Raw genomic sequence first — 24,353 nt, 5'->3', positions numbered from 1 at the left:
TCCCGGGCGCGATGCTCGATGCCTGGCAAGAGCGTGCCGTCTTCCGGAGCCACGCAGATTCGGTGCAATCGTCCGCTGCGTTGCGCTTGACCTGCACGGCGCCCAGCATCACGTCTATCTCCTGAGGATTGATTTCGCCCCCCCCCCGCGAACACATGGCAATTCGCGAACAGATGATACCTATGGCGTGCTTAACCGGATTCCAATCTATGGGCGCTTCTCAAGGATTCCCGCTGGCGCCGCCGCCCGCTTCAAATTATCCGTGGCCAAAGCTGGGCACTCCGAGCGGCGAAGTCGCGGGACGGCGAGGAACGGTATCGTCCGTCTTGAAAATCGTGAGCGCCATATTCGCCTGGCTGGCCCGCATTTATGTACCGCGGTGGGCCGGCAGACGCCTTGAAATCGGGTTGCGGGCGGGGTGTGTCCTCGTCGCCATTCTGCCGGCGATTGCCGCGGAGGCCGCAAGCCTGTCCGAGCGGGAGCCATACGCTATCGAACGGCGGGCAGGACAACCGGACCCCAACGCGGTGCAGTCCCGCGATCCCACCCCCGCCCTGCGCGCCTGGGTGGACGATTTAACCGGTGTCGGTATGTCCGCATGGACGCAAGTCAAGGAAAGGTCCGTTGCCTTCGGGGCGCCACTGCTGGCGCGCGAGATCGTCGCGTGGCGCAGTGAGGCGCTTGTCGACGGCGTTGCCCCCATGCCCGCAGCAATCCGCCGCAGTCTCCGCGGGTTCTTTCCTGACGACCTGCTCAACCGGGTGCGGTATCGAATCGGCTGGTCAGCACCTCGGTCGCTGAAATCGACCGCGTTCGATATGCTGGACACGCGAGCGATCGCGCTCAGCGACATTGTCGTCTTCCGAGATGCTGCAGTCAGTCAGGACGCGGCGATCTGGGCGCACGAGCTCAGGCATGTTCAACAGTACGATCAATGGGGAATCGAAGGATTCGCCAAGCACTATGTCGCGGACAGCCAAGTCGTTGAGGACAACGCTTGGCAAGAGACCGCTCGATTCAGGATGTGGGTGCTGGAGCATACTGGCAAGGTTTATGGCACGGAGGCTGCGTCCCTGACCCCTTAGGTGAGGGGTCCGGCGCGCGGTTTTTTCCAACGCCGATCACAACATGATGAAAGATGCGTCGCGCGTTGTTTTTTCTCTGTACCAAAGCGTCCGCTTCAGTCAACCTGTCGACGCCTGGATACGGGGATGCCCCTACACCCCCCACGGGGCAACCACCCAACCGTTCCAGGAGCCGGGCCGTGCCGCTCACCCCCCTAGGCGCGGCCCGGCAGCCCTCAATTCTGCCATCGCGCACGGAGCAGGTCTCACCCGACCTCTGCTCTTTTGCGCGTTGCCGGCAATACCGGCGACAGGCCAGATGTTCCCACGAGCGACGGCCCGGCGCTATCCGCTATGGAGCAATTCGCGATTTTTCGTAATCTGGATAATGCCGCTGCCGCGTCCGGAACAACCGCCAGTGCAGCTCCATGACTGCGCCGAGCTCGTGAAAGTGTTTCCGACGGCCGTTCGCCGTATCGCTCGGCATAGCTGGCGGAAAAACGGCCAAAATGAAAAAACCCGCAGTCGCTGGCAACCTGAGTAACGGTGGTCGTGTCTTCGGCACGCAGCAGAGCATTGCGGGCATTCGCCATTCGACGCTGTGCAACGGCCTGCATCGGTGTACATCCGCGCAGCCGGCGAAAGGTATTTTGTACTGTCCGCACACTGACGTTGCCAATCGCGGCAAGATCTTCAACTCCTATGGGCTCGGCAAAATGCGAATCGAGCCACGCCTCGATTCGCTGCAACTGCTGGGCCGCCAGATCATCGATCCATCTATTGGCGGATGGCCGCAGGTCGGCCAAGCACTCGATGAACAACGAGAGCAACGAGCGCTCCAGATGCTGCAATGCGGTGCGCGAGGCAAGGAGGTGCGAATCAGCGACGTCCAACTCCTGTCCCATCCAGCGACAAAGGCTCTGCAGCGTCGTCATTGCCGGATGGGCGAGAGGAATCGCGGCCGCCCAGCTCTCAAACGGCGGCATCTGGCGCAAGCCGTGACGCGCCAGGGCCTTTTTCACAAAGGTGCCATCAAAACTGAGAAGCAAAATTTTGAACGGTTCGATGTCGAGCTGCAGTTGCTGCCCTGGTGCCTGCAACACCACGCTCGTCGTCGACGAGACCGCTTCATGGCCATTGATACGATGATGGATGCCGCCGGCTTCGTGGAAGGTCAGATGAAACGTGTCGGTGACGGGACCACAATTCACGTGAATTGGGGTTTCGTTATCGCCATAGGTGAGCGTGGTGCGATCGAGCGTGGCGAGGTGCCAACGCAGCGAATAGCTCCGCCCACGCCGCAGCCACGATTCGTGCCTCTCCCACATCCGACCAACAGTCTCCCGCGCCTCGTCGAGGTCGTTGGTGACCATCTTGCAATGCGTGTTGAGAAGATGACCGCTCATCTGCGCCGCATGCCGGACAGAAGGAGAATCACCGAGGGTCCCTCGGCCGACGCCGATGTCGCGCAAGCGTATCAGATGGCTTCTCGCCGAAAACCTGCGAGTACCGCATGGCAAAGCGGCCGAGATGGAAAAAGCCCGCATCCATTGCCGCGCGCGTGACGTTGACCTCCGGCCCGCCGCCACGAAGCGCATGCCGAACATGATCGAGCCTGCGGCGCTGGATGGCTTCCGATGGCGTGCAGCCGCGAAGTCGTTGGAACCCTCGTCGCAGGGCGCGCACGCTTACCCCGGCGATGACCGCCAGATCATCGACGGTAATTGCGTCGGCGCAGTGCGAGTCGAGCCATTCCTCGACCCGCCGGAGTTGCGCCGCGTCGAGGTCTTCAGAGCGCCGCGCCGAAGCCACGTCCTGTGGCACGAGCACGTCAAGCAGCAGGCTGAGGAGCACTCGCTCGAAGCGAAGGGCACATGCCCGATTTTGCAGCAGCGGCGTCATTGGCCGATCGAATTCACGGGCGAGCCACTGGCACAAGGAGCGCAATGTCGCGACGGCTGGAGCTTTGGTCGCAAACCCCGCGGCCCATTTGTTCGAATCGGGGACGCCACCGTCAAGGCGACGGGCAAAGGCCGATTGAACGAGGTCTTGGCCGAGACTGACCCGCAGGCGACGCACCCGGTGCGTGTCCATCAACAAAGTCTGCCCCGGCGCGTAGAGCACCGCTCTCTCCGGCGAGGACGTGATTGGTTGACCATCGATGACGTGATCGACGGCGCCGCTTTCGTGCATGCTGAAGGTATAAAATCTGCTGACAGGGACACACAGGGCCCGAATCGGCCCGTCACTGTCGATAAAGCTGAGTGAAGAGTTACCGAAGTCGGCTTGGCGCCAGTCCATCAGGATCGTGCGGCCATGGCGGAGTTCCGACGTATGTCGCTCCCACGCCCCGGCGATGTATGAACGTGCCTCGTCCAGGTCCCGCGTGACCAGTCGGGAATGTGAGAGCAGGTAGTCGTCGCTCATATCTGATGCCCGCGTTCGCCCTGAACGCTGCTCTTGTTGACCGCGTTGGCCGATTATGACGCATCTTAGTCAAGGTCACCGGGGATGAACAGATGGCTTGCGCCAAATCGAGCAATGCCATACGGATGTCCGGGTGCCTCTCCCTGTTCGGGCCACGCTGGAGTAGCATCAGCGGAGTTGCGTGAGCGCCGGTGCCGAATCCTCAATGTTTTGAATCTTTTCCATACCCTGGCGCATGCTGGTCATGATGAATTCAGCGCGTTTCGCTGGCCCGCCCGCCTTTTTGTGCGAGAAGGTTCGCGCCCACGCCTCCATCTTTACCGTCAACGCGCACAACACGCCGCCAATTGTGGTGTGATAGCTTTTGATCATTGTCTCCACCTTGCGGAACCGGTCGGCCGAGACATGATCCCAAAGATCCTTGGTGCTGCGATCGAAGCTTTCGAACCGGCCTGTGATCGCCAGCATCGTCGCGTTCATCGTCTCCTCGATCATCCGGCACGACGCGTTGATATTCTGATCGCGCTGGACTGGCCAGCTCTTGCGCAGTTCGTCGAGCCATTCGAGAAAGCCGGTCACGAGCGGCTCGATATGGTCGAGACAGCTCCGATAGTAAGATAATGACAAGAAAATATCCCCGTAGTCTTCCAGAAATGTTGGGATATCTTCAAGCTTGACTTCGAGTTTTGCCGCCATCATGCGCAGTTTTTCTAGTGCTTTGCTGATGTTTGGATCACGAAAAAGGGCAATGATATCCTCAAATCCGCGAATCGAGACGTCTGCATCGCCATAGATATTGGCGATTAGCGGGCGGGTGAACGCCACCATGTAGGAGGTCAGTTCCTTATTCTTGGTGTCTGAGAGACGAAGCGCGCTGAAATCGTTCACCGGAATGTTGTGCTGGCGCAGCAGGATGCGCAGGCTGTAGACATCAAAGCTCGGCAGCTGTGCCAGCTTGCGCATAATCAACAGGTCCGGGTGCATGCCGACATCGCGCCAGCCAAACTGGTGCGGCAGGTCCTCGATACCGATTTGGCCGGAGCCGCATTTCGCGTCTTCGAAGAGTTCGATGACGCTATCGAGACGCACGTTTTTGATCAGGCGCGCGCGTGTCAATGCCGGTGTCTGAAGCGGAATGATCGCCAGCGGCAGGATATAGAGGGAGTCGCGATCGATGTCGCGAATGTTGGATTCAATGACCGCGGTTTCTTTCATTTGGATGTTCCCAAGCCCGGCCTGCGGCGCGCGCTCGTGCGTCAGCTTTCAGCGCTTGGCGAAGGATACGCCAGCAATTCCTTACAATTCGTATGCATGCGGACGACGCCTGGCATCGGCGGCCGCACCCTTTGCGCAGGCCGTCCCGTGCCTCGTTATCGACTGACGATCGAATATGACGGCTCACCGTTCGTTGGTTGGCAGCGCCAAGACAACGGGAGGTCCGTTCAGCAGGTTCTCGAAGACGCCTTGCTCCGGTTCTGCAACGAGCGTCTCGTCGTTCATGGAGCGGGGCGAACCGATGCCGGCGTGCACGCGGCCGCGCAGGTCGCCCACGTCGACCTTGCCCGGCCGGCTGCGGCGTCGACGGTGCGTGATGCGATAAATTTTTACCTCAAGCCCCTGCCGGTCGTCGTGCTCGCCGCCGAGCCGTGCGATCGAACCTTCCACGCGCGTTTTTCCGCGATCGAGCGAAAGTATCTTTACCGCATTCTCAATCGGCCCGCGCCTCCCGCCCTGGAGCGCGGGCGTGTGTGGTGGATCCCGAAACCGCTTGATACCGACGCGATGGTCCGAGCGTCGCGCGTTTTGGAGGGCCATCACGATTTTTCGACCTTCCGCTCAACCCAATGCCAGGCCCGCACGGCGGTAAAGTCGTTGTCCTTGCTCGATGTTCGTCGGCAGGGCGACGAAATTCACATAGAGGCGCGCGCCCGTTCATTCTTGCACAACCAGGTGAGAATCATCGCCGGCACGCTGGCACGCGTCGGAGATGGAAAGTGGACGGCCGACGACGTCGCCGCGGCGCTAGCGGCGTGCGATCGCACGCGCGGAGGCCCCACGGCGCCACCCCAGGGCCTTTCTCTTGCCGGCGTCGGCTATTGATGCACCGGGCCGGTGCGTCGCGCCGATCAGACCACGCGGGCCGCGGGTCGCTGGCCAACGCCCCCGGGCCAGACGAAAACAGATGGAGGCGCCAGCGCAATCTTCGCGTATATCACTCTTCGTGAGTGCGTGGGCCGGCGGCGACCGGGCCAAATCGCGCGGGCCAGATGGCGTGAACCAGCAACTAAATGACCTCGCCAAAAGGGAGAGCGGACAATGCGGCAGTTGACCCCCGAAGGGCAGCAAGTCGTCGACGATCTCGCGCGACGCTACGCCGTCAGCACGGATGCCGTAACGACATTGCTGGAGAGTCTGGTCGCGGGGGGTGGGACAATGGCGCAATTCAGTCATCCCGATCTCGGTGGCATGGGTCAATGGTCGCGTGGCGGAATGACCATGGTTGGCGATATGTTCAATCATGGGCTGAAAGCAAAAGTCGATGGCCTCTGCTCAGAATTATCCGATCTGATCGGCCGACAGCCGTTTGCCTCGATTCCGGCGGCAAGTCAGTCGCAATACCAGGGCGCAGGTACCGGCTCCTACCAAGGACAGTCTCAGGGCGGTGGATCTTCCTTTGGCACGACCCGCTTCGGCGATGTCAGCCTCTATGTGGCTGACAGCGGCAGCTTCGGAACGTGGTGGCCGGGCGATCTCGGCGTACCGTCGTCGACTGGCGGACAGAATAACATCCGCTACGCCTACTTTCCCGATTCCCGACGTCTCGCCATCGACATCGGCGGTCGCGTGACGGTTTATAATACCGGGGATCATTGGATTTCGGGTGTCTCGCAGCAGCAAAGCGGCGACGCATCGCTGACATTCACCAGTCAACTCGGGCTGGTGCGCGTAACCGATCTGCCGGTCGTCAGCAACCCCAGCGATGGAAACACGGCCGAACCGGCACGCGCGAAAACACCGGCGTCGCCGCTTGCTGCCCGTGACGAGCTGCCCGCAGAACCGCCTCCCGCCGCGGGCATGGACTTGAACCGCGCCGAGCCGGCCGTGGAGACGGACATCGTCGCCGGGGCACCGGCGATGGATGTTGCGCCAAAGCCGGACGCGCCGGCGTTCGCTGCGGCACCGGCGGAGCAGACCCGTCTGGAGCCGGGAAAACCGGAGCAAGCCATGAGCAAGAGTGACGACATCTTCGCCATGATCGAGCGCCTGGCCGCACTGCGCGATAAGCGCATTCTTTCCGAAGATGAGTTTACCGCGAAGAAAACCGAATTGCTGAGCCGGCTTTAATCGAAAAGCCGCGAGGTTAGTACAATCGCGCGGCGATACCATCGATCAGCACGCTCAAAAGAACGTCCAGCAGAACGAGCCCGGCGGCGGTGAGCGGCGGCACGCGCAGCGCGTTGCGGGCGATGAACCAAAGAAAGCCACCCATCGCCAGGAAGGCGACGAGCCACAGGGCCTGACCGGTATCCGGGCCCACCAAGCGCAGCATGACCACGAGATCGAGCGGTACGAAAATGAGGTTTTGCAGCGCAATCGACCAGTTGTACGCGGTAAGGTATTCCTCGAAATTCTCGCGACAGCGAAGGATATCTGAAAGCGCTTCGAGGACAACGGGATAGGCAACCCACGCCATGACGTACGCGATCAGTTCGACGAGCGCGTACGGCACGACGCTGACCTTCTGTCCGGTACGGAACCCGACGAAGACATCAAGCGCGTAAACCGGCGCGACGAACCCCGCCACCACGAACGAGCGCAAGGCGCCGCTTGGTGTTCGGTTGAAGAAGGCGAGACCACCGCTGTCGAGGTGTGCCAGTCTCCACACGCCATAAAGCGATAAAAAGATTTCGCGGGCGCTCAGCATGCTGCGCTTTCGATGCTCTCGGCAAAGAAAAGAAGCAGAGTTTGCTCGTAGATGCGTGTCAACGCCTCGATATCGGCAACCGCGACGTTTTCGTCGACCTTATGCGCCGTATCGCCCACCATGCCGAACTCGCACACGGGGCAGACGGCCTTGATAAACCGGGCATCTGAGGTGCCGCCGGTGGTGCTGAGATCTGGCTCACGCCCGCTCGCTTTGCGCACGGCCTCCGCGACCACATGGCTGAGAAGACCCTCAGCGCAAAGAAAAGCCTCGCCCGAACATTCCCACGCTAACTGGAAACGATCGGACACGGCGGCACATTGCCTCTCGAGCCACTCGGCAACGCTCTTGCCGGTATGGCTGTCGTTGAAACGGACGTTGAGACGCGCCCTGGCGCGGGCAGGAATAACGTTCGTCGCGGGATTGCCGACGTCGACTGAGGTAAAGGTGATGGTTGACGGCTGAAAGTGCGGCGTGCCGTGATCGAGGGGGGTTGCGTCGATTGCCGCCAGCATCCGCACCAGGTGGGGGATTGGATTGTCGGCGCGCTCAGGGTAGGCGCTATGCCCCTGTACGCCCACAACCGTAATCTCGGCGTTGAGGCTGCCGCGCCGGCCGATTTTGATCATGTCCCCGATCGCATCCGGATTGGTCGGCTCGCCGACGAGACAGGCATCGATCCGCTCCCCGCGGGCGTTCAGCCATTCGAGCATTTTGCGCGTGCCGTTGACCGCCGGCCCCTCCTCGTCGCCGGTGATCAACAGGCTGATCGACCCGAGCGTTCCGTCGTGCCCAACAACACATCGCGAGACGGCGGCAACGAAGCAGGCGATGGCGGCCTTCATGTCGGCCGCGCCACGACCGTAAAGACGGCCGTCTCGGACCTCGGCGGCGAATGGATCAACACTCCATGCGGCGAGGTCGCCCGGTGGAACTACATCGGTGTGCCCGGCAAAGCAGAAATTCGGCCCCGACCGGCCACGCCTCGCGTAGAGATTATCGATCGTCGGCGTTCCGTCCTGCTCGAAGCGCATGCGCTCGCATGAAAAACCGAGCGGTTCGAGCGCGTCCTGCAATATGCCCAGCGCCCCGGCATCGGCGGGGGTAACGCTGGCGCAGCGGATCAACGCCCGGCTGAGTTCAAGTGGGTCGACGATGATGGACACGTTAGCCCCTGCGACGGCGAGACAAACCCGAAAGGCGGCATTCTGTGGGACGGCAACGCGCCGGCGCCAGGGCTAATCGCGCAGCAAGTCGTTGATTGACGTCTTGGCGCGTGTCTTTTCATCAACGCGTTTGACGATAACCGCGCAATAGAGACCGGGGCCGGGTGTGCCGTCGGGCAGGGGCTTTCCCGGCATCGTCCCGGAGACGACAACAGAGAATGGCGGAACCGCGCCATAGTGCACCGCGCCGGTCGTCCGATCGACAATGCGGGTTGACGCGCCGAGGTAAACCCCCATCGACAGCACCGATCCCCGGCCGACGCGAACCCCCTCCGCCACCTCGGCCCGAGCACCGATAAAGCAGTCGTCCTCGATGATAACGGGATCCGCCTGCAGCGGCTCCAGCACGCCGCCGATACCGGCGCCACCGGAGATGTGGCAGTTGCGTCCGATCTGCGCGCACGATCCGACCGTGGCCCAGGTGTCGATCATGCTGCCCTCGCCAACGTAGGCGCCCACGTTGAGAAAGCAGGGCATCAACACTACGCCGGGGGCAACGTAAGCGGAATAGCGCACGGTGCAGTTGGGCACGGCGCGAAAACCGGCGGCACGGAACCGTTCCTTGTCCCATCCCTCGAATTTTGGGCGAACCTTATCGAACCAGGGTGCGCCAGCCGGACCGCCCGCGACCGGCACTGAATCGTTCAGGCGGAAGGAGAGCAGGACGGCCTTCTTGAGCCACTGCTGCACCCGCCAGCCCCCTTCATCGTCCGGCGCGGCGACGCGCGCGCGGCCGGAATCGAGTTGCTCCAGCGCTGCCTCGACCGCCTCGCGCACGACACCGTTTGTCGCCGCGCCGATCGACTCTCGGTTTTCCCAGGCGGCATCGATCGTTGCTTGCAGGTCGAGAGACATCGCTGGCGGCCTTCCAAATGGCGATGGGGAAACATGGATGCCGACCATGCGCAAGCACGCCGGCGGTGTCAACGATCCGCCGCGCCCAGCCGTCACACGGGCGTAAAGCCCCCCTGCTATGCATACCCGCCTTCGCGGCCTCTTTGAGGAGGAGTGACGCCAAGGTCGAAACGCCGATCATTAATTAAAGCGCTGACCCCAAGTCTTGTCTCCGCAACGCTGCTATCGCTGCCGGTCGTTGCTTCCGCCGGTGAAGACACCAAGGCATCGGCAAGCCCGCGGCCCAGCAAGCGCCGAAAGTTATCCTGATATCACTCGACGGTGCGCAGCCCGACCTGATCAGCGCGTTTCTCGATAGCGACGCGATGTCGCGCCACAGCGGCCTTGGCATCATCCGCAGGCGCGGCGTTTCCGCGCGGCAGAATATTACCGCCACACCGTCGCTGACTACGGTTTCGCATATCACCATCGCCACAGGATCGAGTGCGGTTCACAACGATATCCCCGGCAATACCTTCCACCCCGTCGGGGCCAGCATCGCCTCGAGCATCAGCGGTTTCGCGGCACCGATCGGCGGCTACGACATCGACCCCCTGGGTCCGAGCGTAACGCCGACAGCCGAACCGTTGTGGGTGACGTTGCGCGCCGCCGGACCGAAGATCAAGGTGAATAAAACCATGGCGCTGGTGCGTAACATCGATGTTGCGCCGACGATCATGTCCATCCTCGGTGTCGAGCCGGAAACAACGGTCGATGGTCGGGTGTTAAGCAAGATCTTCCGCAACTAACCCCTTATTTGTCCGGAACCGTCCGCGTCTCGAACGCTCACATGTCGCAGGCACGAACGGTATTTCCGGCTGAAACCGACTTCCTTTGAGCCTGTGATTTGCCAGCACCCGCGGAACCGTTTGCCGTTTGCGGGATTACCTTAAGTGTCGTTGAACAAACTGCGGGAGTTTACAATGAAGTCACGACCAAACATCAGGGCGGCGCTTTTCCTCGCCGCTGGTGCTGCGATCGCAGCAGGAGGGATCGGGAGCAGCGCCCTCGCCGAATCAAACGGATCGTTGGTGATGGCTGCGGAGAGCAGTTCGACCACCCAGGACAAAGACAATGTCCAAGGAACCGCTCCGCATACGGGCACAGGGATTGGCGATGCGAAAGCACCTCAACAGCAAATACCGGCGGAGAAGATGAGCAAACCCCTCGATTCAACCATGGATAAGGGTGGGGCTACGTCCGAGGACAACGCCGATAAGTACGAGCGCAAATCGGGTGAAAAGCCCGCACCTTGATGCCAGGCACAGTGGCTTGGCCACGACGCCCGGCAGCTTGCACCGCCGGGCACCACTGCCCGCAACCGTGTCAGGTTCGGGGCCGATGCGCTGTGCCGATGCTCAAATCGTTCCGTCGGCGACGTCGGTGAGCCATTCGGCGAGGTCATCGACCATAAAATGGATATAGCCGGCATCGGCGCCCACAGCGCCCCATTCCGAATTTGTGCGCACCCACACCGTCGTCATGCCCATCGCCGCCGCGGGGGCGAGGTTGCGTGCCATGTCCTCGACCATCACCGATCGGCGCGGATCGATCGCATGTCGCTCAACCACGGTGCGGTAGATGTCGGGTTCAGGCTTCGGGCGGAAGTCGGCGGCAAAGATATCAAACACCCCGCAAAAATGATGATCGATGCACAGACGCTTGAGGACACGTTCCGCGTGCGCGGTCGACGCGTTGGTAAAGACGATCTTTCGTCCGGGTAACGCGGCGAGAGCCCGCCCGAGTGCGTCGGCGGGCGCGAGAACGCTGACATCGATATCATGCACATGGTCCAGAAACGCAGCCGGATCCATGCCGTGCCGCTCCATAAGACCGCGCATCGAGGTGCCAAATTCGGCGAAATATTGCTTTTGCAGCGCATAGGCCGCGTCTTGATCAACCCCAAGCAGCTCTGCGATATAGCCGCGCATGCGTGCGTCGATCTGGCTGAATAGGTCGATCGATGCCGAATAGAGGGTGTTGTCGAGATCGAACAGCCAAGCGTCAGCGTCGCGGAGGGGCGAGATTGGCGCGACGACTGACGTCGCCTTCTGACCGGTTTCGATGGAAGACCGCTCGTTGCCGCCGCAGGCACGCTGTTCCTCGTTCATGTTGCAGAGCGTGCCCTCTCTCGCATCAGTGCGCAAGGCGCGAGGTGAAGATTAACTTTTTCTCTACCTCGCCCGCCTAATATCGGAAGGTCGCGAACGGTGCCCCGAGGCGGATTGACACATGACATTATCCTCTGATTTCCACGGCAAAGCGCTTGACCCAATTCGTCTCGATCGCGATCGTTTCGTCGCTCTCGCTTTCTCCGCGGCCGAAATTTTGTTTGAGCTGGCCAGCGACGGGTGTATCGCCTATGCGGCTGGCGCCACCGAGTCGCTTCTGAAGCGCCCCCTACATAAGATCATTGGCGTTTCGATCTTCGAGCTCACCGTGCCCAGCGAGCGCGCCGTTCTGCGTGAACTGATGGCCAATGCCCGGCGCGGCCGGCGCATTGACAGCGCTCCCTTGCTATTCGCGACCACCGAAGGAGGGTCGGCTTGTTTCAGCGTCTCCGGTTACCAGTTACCGGACCTGAACGGGCACTATTTCTTCAGCTTGCGACGGCACACCGGCAAGACACTGCCCCGCCGCCCCGCCGATATCGCGCGAGACGAAGTTAGCGGGTTGCCGTGTGATCGCGATTTTGTCGACATGGTCGCCCATCACCTCACGGAGACGTCGCACAAAGACGATACACAACTGACATTAATTACCTTGCCTGGCTTCGAGTGTCTGCAAAAACGGTTGGTCGAGACCGCCGAGCATCACTTGTTCGCTGTCCTCGGCGAACACTTGCGCCAAGCATCGCTCGGCGGCGATGCCGCCGCCCGCCTGTCAACGGGACGCTTTAGCGTTCTGCACGACCGTGAGCTCGACCTCTCCCGCCTTGAGGAGGACATCGCCAACCTCACTCGCGAGGTCGATCCGCTGAAACGCGGCCTCGATATTGAAACATCGACGATCACCCTTGAAAACGACGCGACTGACGCAGCCCAAGCGGCTCAGGCTATCAGCTATGCCATCAGTCATTGCGGCGCATCTAAGCGATCCTTAGAGAAGTTTCGCGCCAGTATCTCACTGCTGGCGCAAGAAGCAATCGAGGCGGCGAACAACATGCAAAAGATCGTCGCCGAGGCCGACTTCGATATCGTCTTCCAGCCGATTGTCAATGCGCGCACGAGTGTCGTTCACCACTACGAAGCGCTCGCGCGCTTCAGCGATTCTTATGGCTTCGGATCAGCCTACGAACACATTGCCTTTGCCGAGGCGACGGGGGTCATCACCGATTTCGATCTGGCGATGGCGCGCAAGGCCGTCGACTGGTTACGTCAAAAAACCACGATGAACAGCAATGTGAGCATCGCCGTCAACCTTTCAGGTCAGTCGATCAACTCAACGCCGTACCTTGCGAGCATTGATCGCCTGCTCAGCGAAAACCCGTGGCTTCGGGGTCGCCTGTTGTTTGAGATTACCGAATCCTCGCGCATCACCGAACTTGTATCGGCAAACAACTTTATCCAGAGGCTGCGCCAGCAGGGTATCAAGGTTTGCCTCGACGACTTTGGTGCCGGCGCGGCCAACTTTCAATACCTTGCGACGCTCGAGGTCGATATTGTCAAAATCGACGGACTGGCGATTCATAACGCGCAAAAAGCCCACAAGGGCAAGGCTTTCCTTAAGGCTCTGGTCGGGCTGTGTCATGAGATCGGCGTCATCACTGTCGCCGAGATGATCGAATCCGACGCGTTGCTTAGCTTTGTCCGCGAATGCGGCGTGCATCTCGTTCAAGGCTATCTGTTCGGGCAACCATCGCCCGACATTGCCGCCTTCAAGCGCAAGAGTCCGCTGCTTAAGGCGCGGGCTTGACTGCCGTCCGCCACTCCTGTTTGTGGCGCATCCGTGGTGATTAAACCGGCCGAAAGACAGGTCACGCGCCTGGGATAACCGGCAAAGGCGCGTTATGTCGGTCTCGCCTTGCAAGCGCGACGACGAAAGGGTGGCGCGAGGGGTCCGTTTTTCCGCGTCAGCCCGCCTTGACCAGGGTGCCGGCACCATGTTCGGTGAACAACTCGAGCAAAATGGAATGCGGCACGCGGCCATCAACGATGACGGCGCCTTCGACACCCTTGCCCACGGCGTCGAGACAGGTCTCGATCTTGGGAATCATTCCGCCACGGATGGTGCCGTCAGCCATCCATCGCCGCGCCTGAACCGCCGTCATCTCCTGAATCAGCTTGCCGTCCTTATCGAATACCCCCTCGATGTCGGTCAGCATCAGCAGGCGCCTGGCACCAACCGCAGCGGCAATGGCACCTGCCACGGTATCGGCATTGATGTTCAAGGTCTCCCCGGCAGCACCGATACCGATGGGCGCGATCACCGGGGTGATGTCCGAACGCTCGTAGAACTCCAGAATATGCGGATTGATTTCGCTCGGTTCGCCCACAAGGCCGAGGTCGAGGATGCGCTCGATATTCGAATTGGGATCGCGCTTGGTTCGGCGTAGCCGTTGCGCCTGGATCAGGTTGCCATCCTTGCCCGACAGGCCGACGGCGAATCCCCCAGCCGCATTGATCGCCGAGACAATTTCCTTGTTGATCGAACCGGCAAGGACCATTTCGACGACCTCGACGGTCTCCTTGTCGGTGACGCGCAGGCCGTCAACAAATTCACTTTTGATCTTCAAGCGATCGAGCATGCGGCCAATTTGCGGGCCCCCGCCATGAACCACGACAGGATTGATGCCGACGTGGCGCAGCAGCACGATGTCGCGGGCGAATGTTCGAAACAAGTTCGATTCGCCCATGGCGTGGCCGCCGTATTTGATAACGAAGGTGGCGCCTGCATAACGGCGCATGAACGGCAGCGCCTCAGAAAGAGTTTGTGCTTTCGCCAGCCATTCTTCCTTCGAAGGAAGGCTCTGATCGCTCGTCATATCGTTCGTGATTCCGTGCATGGCGCCGGACTTTAAGCGGCGGCGATCAGAATACCAGCGCTATTTTTCCGAACGTATCGGGCATTCGCCTCTGAAATAGATTTGCCAAACGCGGGGTGACGTTTTCTCCAGAAAGTCACGCACTTTCGTATCGGCAGCCGATCCGCGCCGACTTACCGCACACGTTTCGATTGCGCCAGACGCACCGATCCCGATCGCGGACCGTCGTAAGACTTCCGGTAGAAACTGACGAGACGCCCCATCAGTTCAAGAAGGGTAAGACGCCCCTCTTCCAGATAGGCCTGGGCTTTTTCGATCGTAACACCCGACATTTTTCCGCCGATCGCGGCTGCATGAACTTCGATGATATCACGCGGCCCGGCGCGCAGGCCGGCAAGCTGTCCGCATAACGCGTGTATGTTTTCCCGCCAGTTTTCAGTCTTGATTGCTCTGGTGTCGAGCGACTCGTCCAACAGGTGCCCGTAGTGCTCGACAATCAGATTAAAATCCTCTGGGTAGGCGTCTTTGATTGGCACCCCGTCACACGTGCCCGGTTCCGCGATGGCGGTCCCCTGGCGTGCGATGTGTTCAATCCCGCGAACCTCCCGCTCCTGCTCTTCCTGCCGGCGTGCGTTTTCCTGAAGGTTGCGCGCCAGATTGCGTTCGATTGCGTACCGTATGGCTCGACCCAGTACCGGTGAGCGCATCTCTCGCTTAAGGAGGTAGTCCTCGGCTCCTCCCCGCATCGCTTCAATTCCTGCCAACTCGTCGTCCAGGCCGGTCAGAACGAGAATGGGCGTGTCCGATGCGTACTCATAAAGTTTTTGAAATGTCTCAACGCCTTGCGAGTCGGGAAGACCGAGATCCAACAGAATTGTATCGAAGCCCGCGACCTCGACGTAACGGATCGCCTCCGAGAGCCGCGACGCACGCGTCAATTCAAAAGTGCAATCTTGTAAATCAGCGAAAGCATCTTCCAGGATCATGCGATCGGTCGGGTTATCTTCAACCACCAGCACGCGCACTATTTTGTTCCACGACATAGGATTTTTTTCCCCAATACCGCGTGCCGATCGCATTCGCCGGAGATTACATCCGTTCGGCTCGACGTTCCCTTAATACGTCGTTCGATCGAATGAGCGGAGCTAAGAAACCATCGGAGGGAGTGTCGCGACCTCAAACCAGTAGTCGCACACTAACCGCATAGATTCAGAAAATTTTTCGAAGTCTAAAGGTTTTGTAATATAACAATTTGCGTTCAATTGATAGCTACGCATGACATCAGATTGTGCCTTTGACGCGGTTAATACGCAGACTGGAATCGAGCACAACTGCTTATCGTTCTTGATTTCGCATAAAACATCATGCCCTCGTGTTCCTGGCATGTTAAGGTCAAGAAGTATTAAATCTGGACGTATGCTTTCTTTATAAGGCGCTTTGCCACGCAGATATGGCATAACCTTACTGCCATCATCCAAGAGGGTTACATGATTGCGTTTTATGCAATCACCTAGAGCCTCTGATGTAATCATTGCATCCGTCACATTGTCTTCAACCAGGAGAACCTCAAAAGGTCTAGCGTCTGTGCCGCGCGGATCCATCGTTTTTCCTAGTGACCAAAGGGTCAATGCTGCTAACTTTGGAGCAGGATCCAGATTTGTGCTCCTGACACGAGCACCCTCAAATGAGGTATATAAACCAAACCACATCGCCGGGCAAGGCGTGGGCTTTCGATTTTCCCAGTTACCTGTTGGCCGAAGATGCAAATGATGGAAGGGTAAAGAAAAAGGAAGAGCCCTCTCCTGGCTGAGAGTTGACGCCGATCGTACCGCCATGCGACTGCACAATTTGCCGGCACAGGGCAAGACCAATTCCAGTTCCTAAATATTCTTCTCGTGTGTGCAGCCGCTGGAATAATTCAAACACGCGTTTTGTTTGGTCAGCAGGAATACCGATTCCGTTATCGTCAATAATTATTTCCCAATGATTTCCTTTATCTTCCGCCCTTACGCGGATTTGCGGAACAATATCAGCCCGGTGAAACTTAATTGCGTTCCCCAAAATATTTTGCAAAAGCATCACCATTTGTTCTTTATTTCCAAGAACAGTGGGAAGTGTTTGCACTTGAATCTGCGCACAGGCATCCGCGATCGCTTGAGCAAGGTTCTGCATGGCCGCAGAGACGGCGGTGTTTAAATCCACCGCGCCGTGAACCCTTGGCGCGCGCTGTACACGTGAAAAGGCAAGGAGATCATCTATCATCTGATGCATGCGCTGCGCCCCCTCGACGGCATGCCGGATGAATTTACGAGCCCTGTCGTCCAGCTGCGCGGCATAGCGCTTTTCCAAAAGCTGGACGGATCCCGCGACCGCGCGCAGTGGCTCTTGCAAATCGTGCGAGGCTGCGTAGGCAAATTGGGTCAATAACTCGTTGGACCGCTTGAGGTTGGCGGCCTGCTCACGCAGAGCGTGCTCCGCGATCTTCTCCTCAGTAATATCGCGCGTAATGACGGCGGCACCGACAGTGCGTCCCTTATCATCCCGAATGGGCGAGAGTGTTGTCGATACGTCAATGTTCGAGCCATTTTTATGGCGGCGTACAGTTTCAAAATGCTCGATGCTTTCCCCTGCGCGAAGCCGTGCCATCACGTCGTCTATCTCGGTGCGCCGATCATCGGGGACCAGAATCCGGATCGTCTCGCCGATAATTTCGTCTGCAGTGTAGCCAAAAATTCGCTCGGCGCTTGCATTCCAACTGGTCACGATCCCATCGAGCGTTTTTGAAACGATGGCATCGGTTGACGATTCAACAATCGCGGCAAGCCGCTTGGTCGTATTGAAACGAACAGCGGCATCGAGTTTCTCTTGGGTCAGATCGCGGATGATGCCGACGAAAATTTTTCGCCCGGCCACCGACCCTTCCCCAACCGAAAGATACATCGGAAAGGTCGTGCCATCCTTCCTCCGCCCTTCAACCTCGCGTCCGATACCAATTATGCGCCGTTCTCCGGTCTCAGCATAATGGCGTAAATAACCATCGTGTTCTTGGCTATAACGTGATGGCATAAGTATTTTTACATTTTTCCCAATAACTTCATCCGCTGTATATTGAAAAAGTTTGTTACATGACTGACTATAAATCTCCACTGTTCCATGCTCGTCGATAACCACAATACCATCGACCGCAGCGCTCAATAGAACATTGAACAGATCTTCGCCGGGCGTTTTTGAAAATGCGCCGGATACGGGTGATTGCGTCACGTTATTGCGAGTCCGCGGAAGAATATACCCTGATCGGACCTACAAGCTCCCGACGCACTTCGTGTGCCAAGCCAGGGGTCCCGAACGATCAGCATGGTGCTCCTTTCTCCTTCTTCGATGATTGGCAACCGGCGCGTTCCGCGCCTTCCAGCGGTCGATCTTCCCAAAACGACAGGAATATTATCATGTTTTATCCCGAGTTAAAAGATCCCAGTCTTTGTAATCCCTCATGTTAAGTTTATTTCGCGCCTTTCCGGTAAAAAGCGTGCCGGCAGACGGGCTGAAGCGGACCCCGAATTTGGGGCCAGTGGCTTGATTGGAGCGGGGTCGGCTCCGTCGTGGTAGACAGAGACGATGATGAAGAAGCCGAGACGGAAGCTCGATACGGCGCTGAAGCCGCGGACGACCAAGCCGGCGCCGGGGCACAAGATCTTCCCGTATCTGCTGCGCGACCAGGTGATGTCGGCCGAACCAGGTGTGGGCGGCGGATATCACCTACATCCCGATCGGCCGCGGCTTCCTCTACCTGGTGGCGATCATCGACTGGGCGAGCCGGGCGGTACTGGCCTGGCGGCTGTCGAACACGATGGACGGCGCGTTCTGCGTCGACGCCCTCGACGAGGCGCTGGCGCGCTTCGGCCGGCCCGAGATCTTCAATACCGACCAGGGCAGCCAGTTCATCAGCGCCGCCTTCACCGGCCGGCTGGCGAGCGCCGACATTCGGATCTCGATGGATGGCCGATGGATGCAACGTCTTCATCGAACGGCTGTGGCGGTCGCTGAAGGACGAGGACGTCTATCTGAAGGGCTACGCCGACGGCCGCGATGCACGTGACGGGATCGCCGCGTGGATCGGCTTCTACAACACCCGCCGGCCGCATCGGGCGCTGGCCGGCCGGACCCCGATGGCGGTGTGGCGCGATGGCATCCACGGCTCCCTGCCCGGCAACGCCGTGGACATGACGCTGCGCTTGGACGACGCTGCCGCGTCGCCCACATGCCCACCGCGACAACAGCAACAAACGCCTTGCGTGGCGTGATCGACAAGAACAGAGCCGGCCAGCCTTCCAATCAGGAAGTACGCATCCGGTGATGGCCGCCTTGTGGTGAGGCGGGATTTTGTGCGGCATTTGGCTCGGATTTGGAGCTAGCGGCAGCGCAAGATCGATGTCTTATCGTCAGGGTGAGGTACTGGGACGGGTCGAGCGGCGGCGTCGGTTCTCGCTCGGGCAGAAGCTTGCGGTTCTGGCGGAGGCGTCGGCGCCGGGAGTGGTGATCTCGGCGGTGGCGCGGCGGCATGGGCTGCTGCCGGCACAGGTGTTCAAATGGCGGCGTCTGGCGGCGCTGGTCGTGATCGACATCCCCGGTGCTTCGGAATTGCCATCGTTCGTCGCCGTCGAGGTCGCGGAAGACGCGGCCGCGAACGAGGTGGCGGCGACGGAGGCCGTCGCGGCGGGGCCTGCGGGCAGGGCTGCGGGTGTGCCGGCGATGATGCCGCCCGCGAAGCCTGGGCAAGGTCGGTCGGGGGTGATCGAGATCGAACTCGGCGCGGGTCGCTGTGTCCGCGTGGTTGGCGATTTCGACGCCGAGGCGCTGCGGCGGGTTCTGGACGTGCTGGATCGGCGATGATTGCCGTTCCGACCGGCGCCCGGGTGTGGCTGGCGACCGGACACACCGACATGCGGCGCGGCTTCGATGGGCTGGCGCTGCAGGTGCAGGAAAGGCTGAAGCAGGACCCGCACTGTGGTCATTTGTTCGTCTTCCGCGGAAGACGCGGTGACCTTTTGAAGATCCTTTGGCACGACGGCCAGGGCCTGTGCCTGTTCGCCAAACGTCTCGAACGCGGTCGGCGCGTTTATAAGCAAAACGCAGCGATTGGCGATTTGATCGAGATGCTGCCGTTGCGGGTTCGGCGGAGTTGGCGGCCGACGGCGGTTCTGAGGACCGCAACGAGTTGCATAGCAGGCGGGATGCGGTCCCAGAGGGTTCGAACGTGCTCCCGTCCACGGGGTGACCGGCGGGTGGTCTGGCCCGCGACGACGCGCTGTGACCACCGGAAGCCCATCTCGTGGAAGTAGAGGTCGGCGTGCTCCGGACTGATATGATGGAACACGCCGGCGACGGTACGGCGGACGCGGGAATTGAACCCCTCGACGGAATTGGCGTGGACCGTGCCGCGCGCATATTCGCGCTTGGCATGCTGAACCGTATCGTGCGCTGCGAAGCTCTGGCCGACGGCGGCAAAGGTGCTCCACGCATCGCTCATCAGATGGGTCGCGGCCACGTCGACCTCCTTCTCGAGGACTCGTTCGGTCTCGACGGCAGAGAGGTCGACCACCACCGAGGCCCGTGCGCCACCCGCGACCGTCCCGATCTCCGCGTCACGCGGTCGTTCGACCACCGCGAGGACGCACGCCTTGGTCGTCCGCTTCTGGCCTTTCCGGCCACGGCCGACCGGCGGTGTGTCCCGCTGTTTGCGCGGACGGCCGCCAAGATAAAATTCGTCGATCTCGACCGTTCCCTCCAGCTGGGTCTCGCGCGCCATCATCAGCCGCAGGGCGTGCCCCATGCGCCAAGCCGTGGGTTGGCTCACGCCGAGGGCCTCGGCCAGGCGCACCGACGACAGCCCCTTATCGGATTGCAGGGTCAGCCACAGCGCCTTCAACCAAGTGGCGAGCGGCAGCTTGGTAGAGTGCAGCGGCGTTCGTGTCGTCACCGTGAACTGGAACCGGCAACTGCCGTTCGAGCACTGGTAGAGACCGGGTCTCGCCCGCCAATTCCCCATATCCCGCCCGGCGAGCGCGATCGAACGTCGGTATCCACACGCCGGACAGACCCGCCCGGTCGGCCAGATCATGCTTTCCATCAGGCGGCGGCAGCGCTCCTCGTCGCTGAACGCTCGCACCATGTCATCGACCGTCCTGATCCCAGCCAGCGTCGATCGAACCAAATCTGACATCGCCACCACCCGACTATCCCGAACGTCACTAGAATCAGCCAGAAAGCAGCTTTGTTCAACGATTTTGCTGCGTTTTGTTTGTAAACGCGGCGGTCGGTTTCTGTGGCCGTCGGCGGCCGATGGAACGGTGACGATCACGCCGGCGCAGCTCGCGTATCTGCTCGAGGGCATAGACTGGAGGATGCCGCGGCGAACCTGGCGTCCGATCGCCGCCGGATGAGATAACAGCTTACAAAGGTGTGCGAATCTGATTCAGTTACGAGTCGTGATGACGACGCCCGAGCCGCTGCCCGCCGACCTCGCCGAAGCGCACGCGATGATCCTCGCCGAGCGCGCGGCCCGGTGTGCTGCCGAGGCCGAAGCGGCGATCGCGAAGCAGACGAAGCGGGTTCTCGACCTGGAGATCGAGCGCCTCAAGCTGGAGATCGCCCGGCTGCGCCGGCAGCGGTTCGGTTCCTCGTCCGAGCGCAGCGCCCGGCTGGAGCAGCTGGAGCTGGCGCTGACCGAATTGCAGGAGACCGTCGCCCAGGCCGACGCCGCGGTCGAACTGCGGGCGGCGGAGCGCAGCCCGACCCCGGCGCGCAGCGCCGCGACGCCACGCAAGCCGGCGCGCCGTGCGTTGCCGGAACACTTGCCGCGCACCCGCGTCGTGTATCCCGCGCCGGCGACGTGTCCCTGCAGCCGCTGACCGCGGCGATCGAGGCGCATGTCCGCGCCGCCGCCCGCATCCACGCCGACGAAACGCCGGTGCCGGTGCTGGCGAAGGGCAAGACGCGGGAAGGCCGGCTGTGGACCGTCGTCCGCGACGACCGGCCGTTCGGCGGTCCCCACCTGGACGGAACAGGCCCGCCGGCCGCCGTCTTCTTTTATTCGCCCGACCGCAGCGGCGTGCACGCCGAACGCTTCCTCGCGGGCTGGACCGGTATCATGCAGGCGGACGCCTTCTCCGGCTTCGGCCGGCTGTACAAGACCGATCGCCGGCCTGGCCCGATCACCGAGGCCGGCTGTTGGGCACATGGCCGCCGCGGCTTCTTTGAGCTGGCGGAGCTGCAGCAGGGGCCGATCGCCATCGAGGCGGTCAAGCGGATCGACGCGCTGTTCGCGATCGAGCGCGAGATCAACGGCGCCTCGGCCGAGCAGCGTCTGGCCGTCCGCAACCAGCGATCCCGCCCGCTGATCCTCGACCTCGAAGCCTGGCTCCGCGACCAGAACGCGAGGCTGTCGGCGAAGTCGAAGACGGCAAAAGCCATCGACTACCTGCTGAAGCGCTGGACCGCCTTCACCCGCTTCCTCGACGACGGCAGGGGTTGCCTCTCGAACAACGCCGCGGAACGCGCGTTGCGTGGCATCGCCGTCGGCAGACGGAATTGGACCTTCGCCGGCTCCAACGAAGGCGGCTGCCGTGCCGCGGCCATGTACACCCTGATCGAGACGGCGAAGCTGAACGGCATCGATCCCCGCGCCTGGTTGGCCTCCGTCCTCGCCCGCCTTCCCGGCCACCCCACCAGCCGCATCCACGAGCTGCTGCCCTGGAACTGGCAGGCACCAGAGCCAATCAGCACCGCCGCATAGCCGCTCACAACTGCGCCGGTCCGGCAACCCACTCCAGCCGCGGCCCTCGCCGGATGGGTACATCAGGAACGACGATCCAGTGGTTCCACCAAAGGGGTCCACTTCAGTCACCATCGCCGGAAAGCACCCTTATCTCTGGCGTGTGGTTGATCGAGACGGCTTCGCGCTCGATGTCCTGGTACTGTGCCGGCGAGAACGACAGATGAAGCGGTTCAAGTCATCCCAACATGGCCGACGCTTCCTTGCCGTCCACGATCCGATCGCCAACCTCTTCCCCCTCCTCCGCGATCACCGCCCCGCTGTCGAATACCGAGTTACTTAAACCCTGGTGTGTGCGTCCTGGGCCGAGGTCGCAGATGCCCCCTTGGCGGCGCAACCCGCTCAATACCGCCGACGTCAGCGTCCACCCATCCCTGAGCGGGGTTCACCCGAACAACTGACAGAGCCCGAGAAATCCTGTGTTGCTGTGAACCGGGAGCGATCCGCGTCTACTGTCTGGCCCGGATCAGCGTGCCCAGGTGTTCAAGACAGGCGTCGTATCCGGCACGGCAACCGTCGTTCTCCCACCACGCCTGCACCTCTTTGAGCAACGCCCCCATGCCCGGCCCGGCGGCCAGGCCCAGAGCCTGGGCGTCGCGTCCCTTGAGCGGAAAGGCGACCGGCTGCCACGAATCAATCCGTTGCAGCAGGTCAATCCAGCGGGCATTCCGTCCTTGGGGCGCGCGCGGCGTCTCACAAAGCTCCCCCGCCCAGGAAAGCAAGGCTTGGTCTCGCGCCGCCTCCGCGCCAAGGCGGTAGAGCGCCCGGGCAATCGTATCGGCATCGGCGTCGGGATTGACCGCGCCCGGCTCGCTCATCATCACGCTGAGCCGCTCGCGCTGCCGATTGGACAGTTTTAGCCGATCCGCAATGCGCGTCGCCGCGAATTTGTCCTGCGTGATCAGTGCGCCAAGACGGCGCAACGGATCGGCGGTGACGCTTTCGAGGCGGATCGCCCGGGTATCGAGCCAGCTCAGCATCTTCAGCCGTGCGGTATCCTTCGCTTCTGGCAGAACATGCTCGAGCACTCGCCATGTGCGCATCAGGTCGAAAACATCGCCGGGATCAGGCGCCATCAGTGTGCGAAATACCTCGCCGCGCACCCGTTCTCCAGACAACATGCTGATCTTTTCCGCTCCATCGCGGCAGGCGATGAGCGCGCCTTGATCAATCGGCGGGCGGCCGTACCAGGCGTAGAAGCGGAAGAACCGCAACAGACGCAGAACATCTTCGCCAATTCGTTCCTCAGCCTTGCCGACGAACCGCACGCGCCCGTAAGCGAGATCGTCCATACCATCGAAATAATCGTAGATGTCCCCGTTTGGCGTGCTCGAAAGCGCATTGAAGGTAAAGTCGCGACGGGCAGCATCGGCAATCCAGTCGTCGGTGTAAGCGATCCGGGCACGGCGGCCGAAGCTCTCGACATCGACGCGCAGGCTGGTGATCTCGAATTGCATGGCGCCCAGCAATGCCGTGACCGTGCCGTGATCAATTCCGGTCGGGACAGCCTTGATCCCCGCTCGCTGGAGCAGCGAGACGACCTGATCCGGCCGCCGTGCCAAAGCCAGGTCGATGTCATGCACCGGGCGCTTGAGGATCGCATCGCGCACGCACCCGCCGATGAACCGCACCTCCGCCCCGTCAGCGGCCAATGCCCGCAACACCTGCTGGGTCTCCGCGGCTTCCATCCACGGCTGGGGGGGCAGTTTTCCGAGCGGCGCCGGCGGCAATATTCGCGCTTGCCGTTCCGCCTTCGCATCATCGGTGGGCCGTCCGATCATGAGCCTACCCTGGCTGGCCGGTGCGGATCACTTGACGCGGATCGCCGCCACATCAATCCCGGCGCCGTGATCGTCTCAGCCGCGCGCCGTGCCGCTCGTCTTCCCAAGTGTAATATAAATGCGGTTCACGCGTCAAAGTCGCAGCGCGGGTGTTCACACTGCGTGTCGTTGCCCGCAGTGTGGCTTTTCCACAAACGGCCCGCCGCGCCGCCCTGAACGGC

Annotated in this window: 23 protein-coding genes and 2 pseudogenes; 12 read left to right on the top strand and 13 right to left on the bottom strand. The window is 61.1% G+C overall.

Going from position 1 to position 24,353, the window contains the following annotated elements; translation table 11 throughout:
• Positions 1 to 326: 326 nt before the first annotated feature.
• The gene (locus IPK66_01485) at positions 327 to 1,085 is read left to right on the top strand and encodes a DUF4157 domain-containing protein (protein ID MBK8174004.1); all 759 of its coding nucleotides are present in this window, start codon (positions 327 to 329) and stop codon (positions 1,083 to 1,085) included.
• A gap of 245 nt (positions 1,086 to 1,330) precedes the next feature.
• Here IPK66_01485 and IPK66_01480 read toward each other — a convergent pair whose 3' ends face one another.
• The 3 genes from IPK66_01480 to IPK66_01470 form a co-directional block, all read right to left on the bottom strand.
• On the bottom strand, positions 1,331 to 2,536 hold the full coding sequence (locus IPK66_01480; protein MBK8174003.1) for an AraC family transcriptional regulator: 1,206 nt from the start codon (positions 2,534 to 2,536) through the stop codon (positions 1,331 to 1,333).
• Entirely contained in the window at positions 2,499 to 3,491 is a 993-nt protein-coding gene (locus IPK66_01475) for an AraC family transcriptional regulator (GenBank protein ID MBK8174002.1), read from the bottom strand. Before IPK66_01475 ends, IPK66_01480 begins: the two co-directional genes overlap by 38 nt.
• 168 nt (positions 3,492 to 3,659) lie before the next feature.
• Complete coding sequence (locus IPK66_01470; GenBank protein ID MBK8174001.1) at positions 3,660 to 4,706, bottom strand: hypothetical protein; 1,047 nt, start codon at positions 4,704 to 4,706, stop codon at positions 3,660 to 3,662.
• 147 nt (positions 4,707 to 4,853) lie between these two features.
• On the opposite strand from IPK66_01470, the gene truA reads away from it, so the two are divergent.
• Positions 4,854 to 5,591, top strand: coding sequence for a tRNA pseudouridine(38-40) synthase TruA (gene truA, locus IPK66_01465; protein ID MBK8174000.1), 738 nt, complete (start codon positions 4,854 to 4,856; stop codon positions 5,589 to 5,591).
• 216 nt (positions 5,592 to 5,807) lie between these two features.
• Entirely contained in the window at positions 5,808 to 6,836 is a 1,029-nt protein-coding gene (locus IPK66_01460; GenBank protein MBK8173999.1) for an SHOCT domain-containing protein, read from the top strand.
• A 16-nt stretch (positions 6,837 to 6,852) separates the two neighbouring features.
• Here the strand turns inward: IPK66_01460 and IPK66_01455 are convergent, their stop codons facing one another.
• The 3 genes from IPK66_01455 to dapD all read right to left on the bottom strand — a co-directional run bounded on the left by IPK66_01455 (position 6,853) and on the right by dapD (position 9,497).
• On the bottom strand, positions 6,853 to 7,416 hold the full coding sequence (locus IPK66_01455) for a hypothetical protein (protein MBK8173998.1): 564 nt from the start codon (positions 7,414 to 7,416) through the stop codon (positions 6,853 to 6,855).
• Positions 7,410 to 8,576 carry a succinyl-diaminopimelate desuccinylase gene (gene dapE / locus IPK66_01450; GenBank protein MBK8173997.1) on the bottom strand — a complete coding sequence of 389 codons (1,167 nt, stop codon included), beginning with the start codon at positions 8,574 to 8,576 and terminating at the stop codon, positions 7,410 to 7,412. Before dapE ends, IPK66_01455 begins: the two co-directional genes overlap by 7 nt.
• Before the next feature lie 78 nt (positions 8,577 to 8,654).
• The gene (dapD, locus tag IPK66_01445) at positions 8,655 to 9,497 is read right to left on the bottom strand and encodes a 2,3,4,5-tetrahydropyridine-2,6-dicarboxylate N-succinyltransferase (GenBank protein MBK8173996.1); all 843 of its coding nucleotides are present in this window, start codon (positions 9,495 to 9,497) and stop codon (positions 8,655 to 8,657) included.
• A 266-nt stretch (positions 9,498 to 9,763) separates the two neighbouring features.
• Between dapD and IPK66_01440 the strand changes: the two genes are divergently transcribed.
• Positions 9,764 to 10,285 carry an alkaline phosphatase family protein gene (locus IPK66_01440; protein ID MBK8173995.1) on the top strand — a complete coding sequence of 174 codons (522 nt, stop codon included), beginning with the start codon at positions 9,764 to 9,766 and terminating at the stop codon, positions 10,283 to 10,285.
• Positions 10,286 to 10,429: 144 nt separating this feature from the next.
• Complete coding sequence (locus IPK66_01435) at positions 10,430 to 10,792, top strand: hypothetical protein (protein MBK8173994.1); 363 nt, start codon at positions 10,430 to 10,432, stop codon at positions 10,790 to 10,792.
• A gap of 102 nt (positions 10,793 to 10,894) precedes the next feature.
• Here the strand turns inward: IPK66_01435 and IPK66_01430 are convergent, their stop codons facing one another.
• Positions 10,895 to 11,647, bottom strand: coding sequence for a pyrimidine 5'-nucleotidase (locus IPK66_01430; protein ID MBK8173993.1), 753 nt, complete (start codon positions 11,645 to 11,647; stop codon positions 10,895 to 10,897).
• Between the two features lie 121 nt (positions 11,648 to 11,768).
• Here IPK66_01430 and IPK66_01425 point away from each other — a divergent pair, with 121 nt between their 5' ends.
• On the top strand, positions 11,769 to 13,451 hold the full coding sequence (locus IPK66_01425) for an EAL domain-containing protein (GenBank protein MBK8173992.1): 1,683 nt from the start codon (positions 11,769 to 11,771) through the stop codon (positions 13,449 to 13,451).
• A gap of 157 nt (positions 13,452 to 13,608) precedes the next feature.
• On the opposite strand, the gene argB is transcribed toward IPK66_01425, so the two are convergent.
• The 4 genes from argB to IPK66_01405 form a co-directional block, all read right to left on the bottom strand.
• On the bottom strand, positions 13,609 to 14,520 hold the full coding sequence (gene argB / locus IPK66_01420) for an acetylglutamate kinase (GenBank protein ID MBK8173991.1): 912 nt from the start codon (positions 14,518 to 14,520) through the stop codon (positions 13,609 to 13,611).
• Between the two features lie 173 nt (positions 14,521 to 14,693).
• Positions 14,694 to 15,545, bottom strand: a complete 852-nt coding sequence (locus IPK66_01415) for a response regulator (protein ID MBK8173990.1) — start codon at positions 15,543 to 15,545, stop codon at positions 14,694 to 14,696.
• A 120-nt stretch (positions 15,546 to 15,665) separates the two neighbouring features.
• Entirely contained in the window at positions 15,666 to 16,121 is a 456-nt protein-coding gene (locus tag IPK66_01410; protein MBK8173989.1) for a response regulator, read from the bottom strand.
• A 142-nt stretch (positions 16,122 to 16,263) separates the two neighbouring features.
• Entirely contained in the window at positions 16,264 to 17,781 is a 1,518-nt protein-coding gene (locus IPK66_01405; protein ID MBK8173988.1) for a PAS domain S-box protein, read from the bottom strand.
• 475 nt (positions 17,782 to 18,256) lie between these two features.
• On the opposite strand from IPK66_01405, the gene IPK66_01400 reads away from it, so the two are divergent.
• From IPK66_01400 to tnpB, 4 genes and pseudogenes are all read left to right on the top strand, one after another.
• The gene (locus IPK66_01400) at positions 18,257 to 18,616 is read left to right on the top strand and encodes a transposase family protein (protein MBK8173987.1); all 360 of its coding nucleotides are present in this window, start codon (positions 18,257 to 18,259) and stop codon (positions 18,614 to 18,616) included.
• Entirely contained in the window at positions 18,516 to 18,821 is a 306-nt protein-coding gene (locus tag IPK66_01395; protein MBK8173986.1) for a transposase, read from the top strand. Before IPK66_01400 ends, IPK66_01395 begins: the two co-directional genes overlap by 101 nt.
• 127 nt (positions 18,822 to 18,948) lie before the next feature.
• On the top strand, positions 18,949 to 19,410 hold the full coding sequence (locus IPK66_01390; protein MBK8173985.1) for a transposase: 462 nt from the start codon (positions 18,949 to 18,951) through the stop codon (positions 19,408 to 19,410).
• A pseudogene (tnpB, locus tag IPK66_01385) lies at positions 19,407 to 19,709 on the top strand (IS66 family insertion sequence element accessory protein TnpB). The gene IPK66_01390 and the pseudogene tnpB overlap by 4 nt, the downstream one beginning before the upstream one ends.
• Here the strand turns inward: tnpB and IPK66_01380 are convergent.
• The gene (locus IPK66_01380; protein MBK8173984.1) at positions 19,637 to 20,740 is read right to left on the bottom strand and encodes an IS1595 family transposase; all 1,104 of its coding nucleotides are present in this window, start codon (positions 20,738 to 20,740) and stop codon (positions 19,637 to 19,639) included. The pseudogene tnpB and the gene IPK66_01380 sit on opposite strands and share 73 nt — an antisense overlap.
• Between IPK66_01380 and IPK66_01375 the strand changes: the two genes are divergently transcribed.
• The gene (locus tag IPK66_01375; protein ID MBK8173983.1) at positions 20,688 to 20,960 is read left to right on the top strand and encodes an IS66 family insertion sequence element accessory protein TnpB; all 273 of its coding nucleotides are present in this window, start codon (positions 20,688 to 20,690) and stop codon (positions 20,958 to 20,960) included. The two genes, IPK66_01380 and IPK66_01375, sit on opposite strands and share 53 nt — an antisense overlap.
• Positions 20,961 to 21,005: 45 nt before the next feature.
• Positions 21,006 to 22,312, top strand: a pseudogene (locus IPK66_01370) (IS66 family transposase).
• 488 nt (positions 22,313 to 22,800) lie between these two features.
• On the opposite strand, the gene IPK66_01365 reads toward IPK66_01370, so the two are convergent.
• Positions 22,801 to 24,132 (bottom strand): CCA tRNA nucleotidyltransferase, encoded by a 1,332-nt coding sequence (locus IPK66_01365; protein MBK8173982.1) that lies wholly within the window; start codon positions 24,130 to 24,132, stop codon positions 22,801 to 22,803.
• Positions 24,133 to 24,353 lie beyond the last annotated feature (221 nt).

It is taken from the genome of Rhodospirillales bacterium (assembly GCA_016712595.1).
Lineage (GTDB): Bacteria > Pseudomonadota > Alphaproteobacteria > Rhodospirillales > Defluviicoccaceae > Defluviicoccus.
The sequence above is the reverse complement of the archived record's forward strand: the minus strand, read 5'-3'. Positions and strand labels throughout refer to the sequence as shown.

Bases quoted from the DNA above. Each gene is read 5' to 3' on its own strand.
- IPK66_01410 (MBK8173989.1), bottom strand. From the start codon at position 16,121: ATGGATCCGCGCGGCACAGACGCTAGACCTTTTGAGGTTCTCCTGGTT.
- IPK66_01470 (MBK8174001.1), bottom strand. From the start codon at position 4,706: ATGAAAGAAACCGCGGTCATTGAATCCAACATTCGCGACATCGATCGC.
- IPK66_01375 (MBK8173983.1), top strand. From the start codon at position 20,688: ATGTCATCGACCGTCCTGATCCCAGCCAGCGTCGATCGAACCAAATCT.
- IPK66_01395 (MBK8173986.1), top strand. From the start codon at position 18,516: ATGGCCGATGGATGCAACGTCTTCATCGAACGGCTGTGGCGGTCGCTG.
- IPK66_01460 (MBK8173999.1), top strand. From the start codon at position 5,808: ATGCGGCAGTTGACCCCCGAAGGGCAGCAAGTCGTCGACGATCTCGCG.
- IPK66_01390 (MBK8173985.1), top strand. From the start codon at position 18,949: ATGTCTTATCGTCAGGGTGAGGTACTGGGACGGGTCGAGCGGCGGCGT.
- argB (MBK8173991.1), bottom strand. From the start codon at position 14,520: ATGACGAGCGATCAGAGCCTTCCTTCGAAGGAAGAATGGCTGGCGAAA.
- IPK66_01425 (MBK8173992.1), top strand. From the start codon at position 11,769: ATGACATTATCCTCTGATTTCCACGGCAAAGCGCTTGACCCAATTCGT.
- IPK66_01475 (MBK8174002.1), bottom strand. From the start codon at position 3,491: ATGAGCGACGACTACCTGCTCTCACATTCCCGACTGGTCACGCGGGAC.
- IPK66_01430 (MBK8173993.1), bottom strand. From the start codon at position 11,647: ATGAACGAGGAACAGCGTGCCTGCGGCGGCAACGAGCGGTCTTCCATC.
- IPK66_01380 (MBK8173984.1), bottom strand. From the start codon at position 20,740: ATGTCAGATTTGGTTCGATCGACGCTGGCTGGGATCAGGACGGTCGAT.
- IPK66_01365 (MBK8173982.1), bottom strand. From the start codon at position 24,132: ATGATCGGACGGCCCACCGATGATGCGAAGGCGGAACGGCAAGCGCGA.
- dapD (MBK8173996.1), bottom strand. From the start codon at position 9,497: ATGTCTCTCGACCTGCAAGCAACGATCGATGCCGCCTGGGAAAACCGA.
- IPK66_01455 (MBK8173998.1), bottom strand. From the start codon at position 7,416: ATGCTGAGCGCCCGCGAAATCTTTTTATCGCTTTATGGCGTGTGGAGA.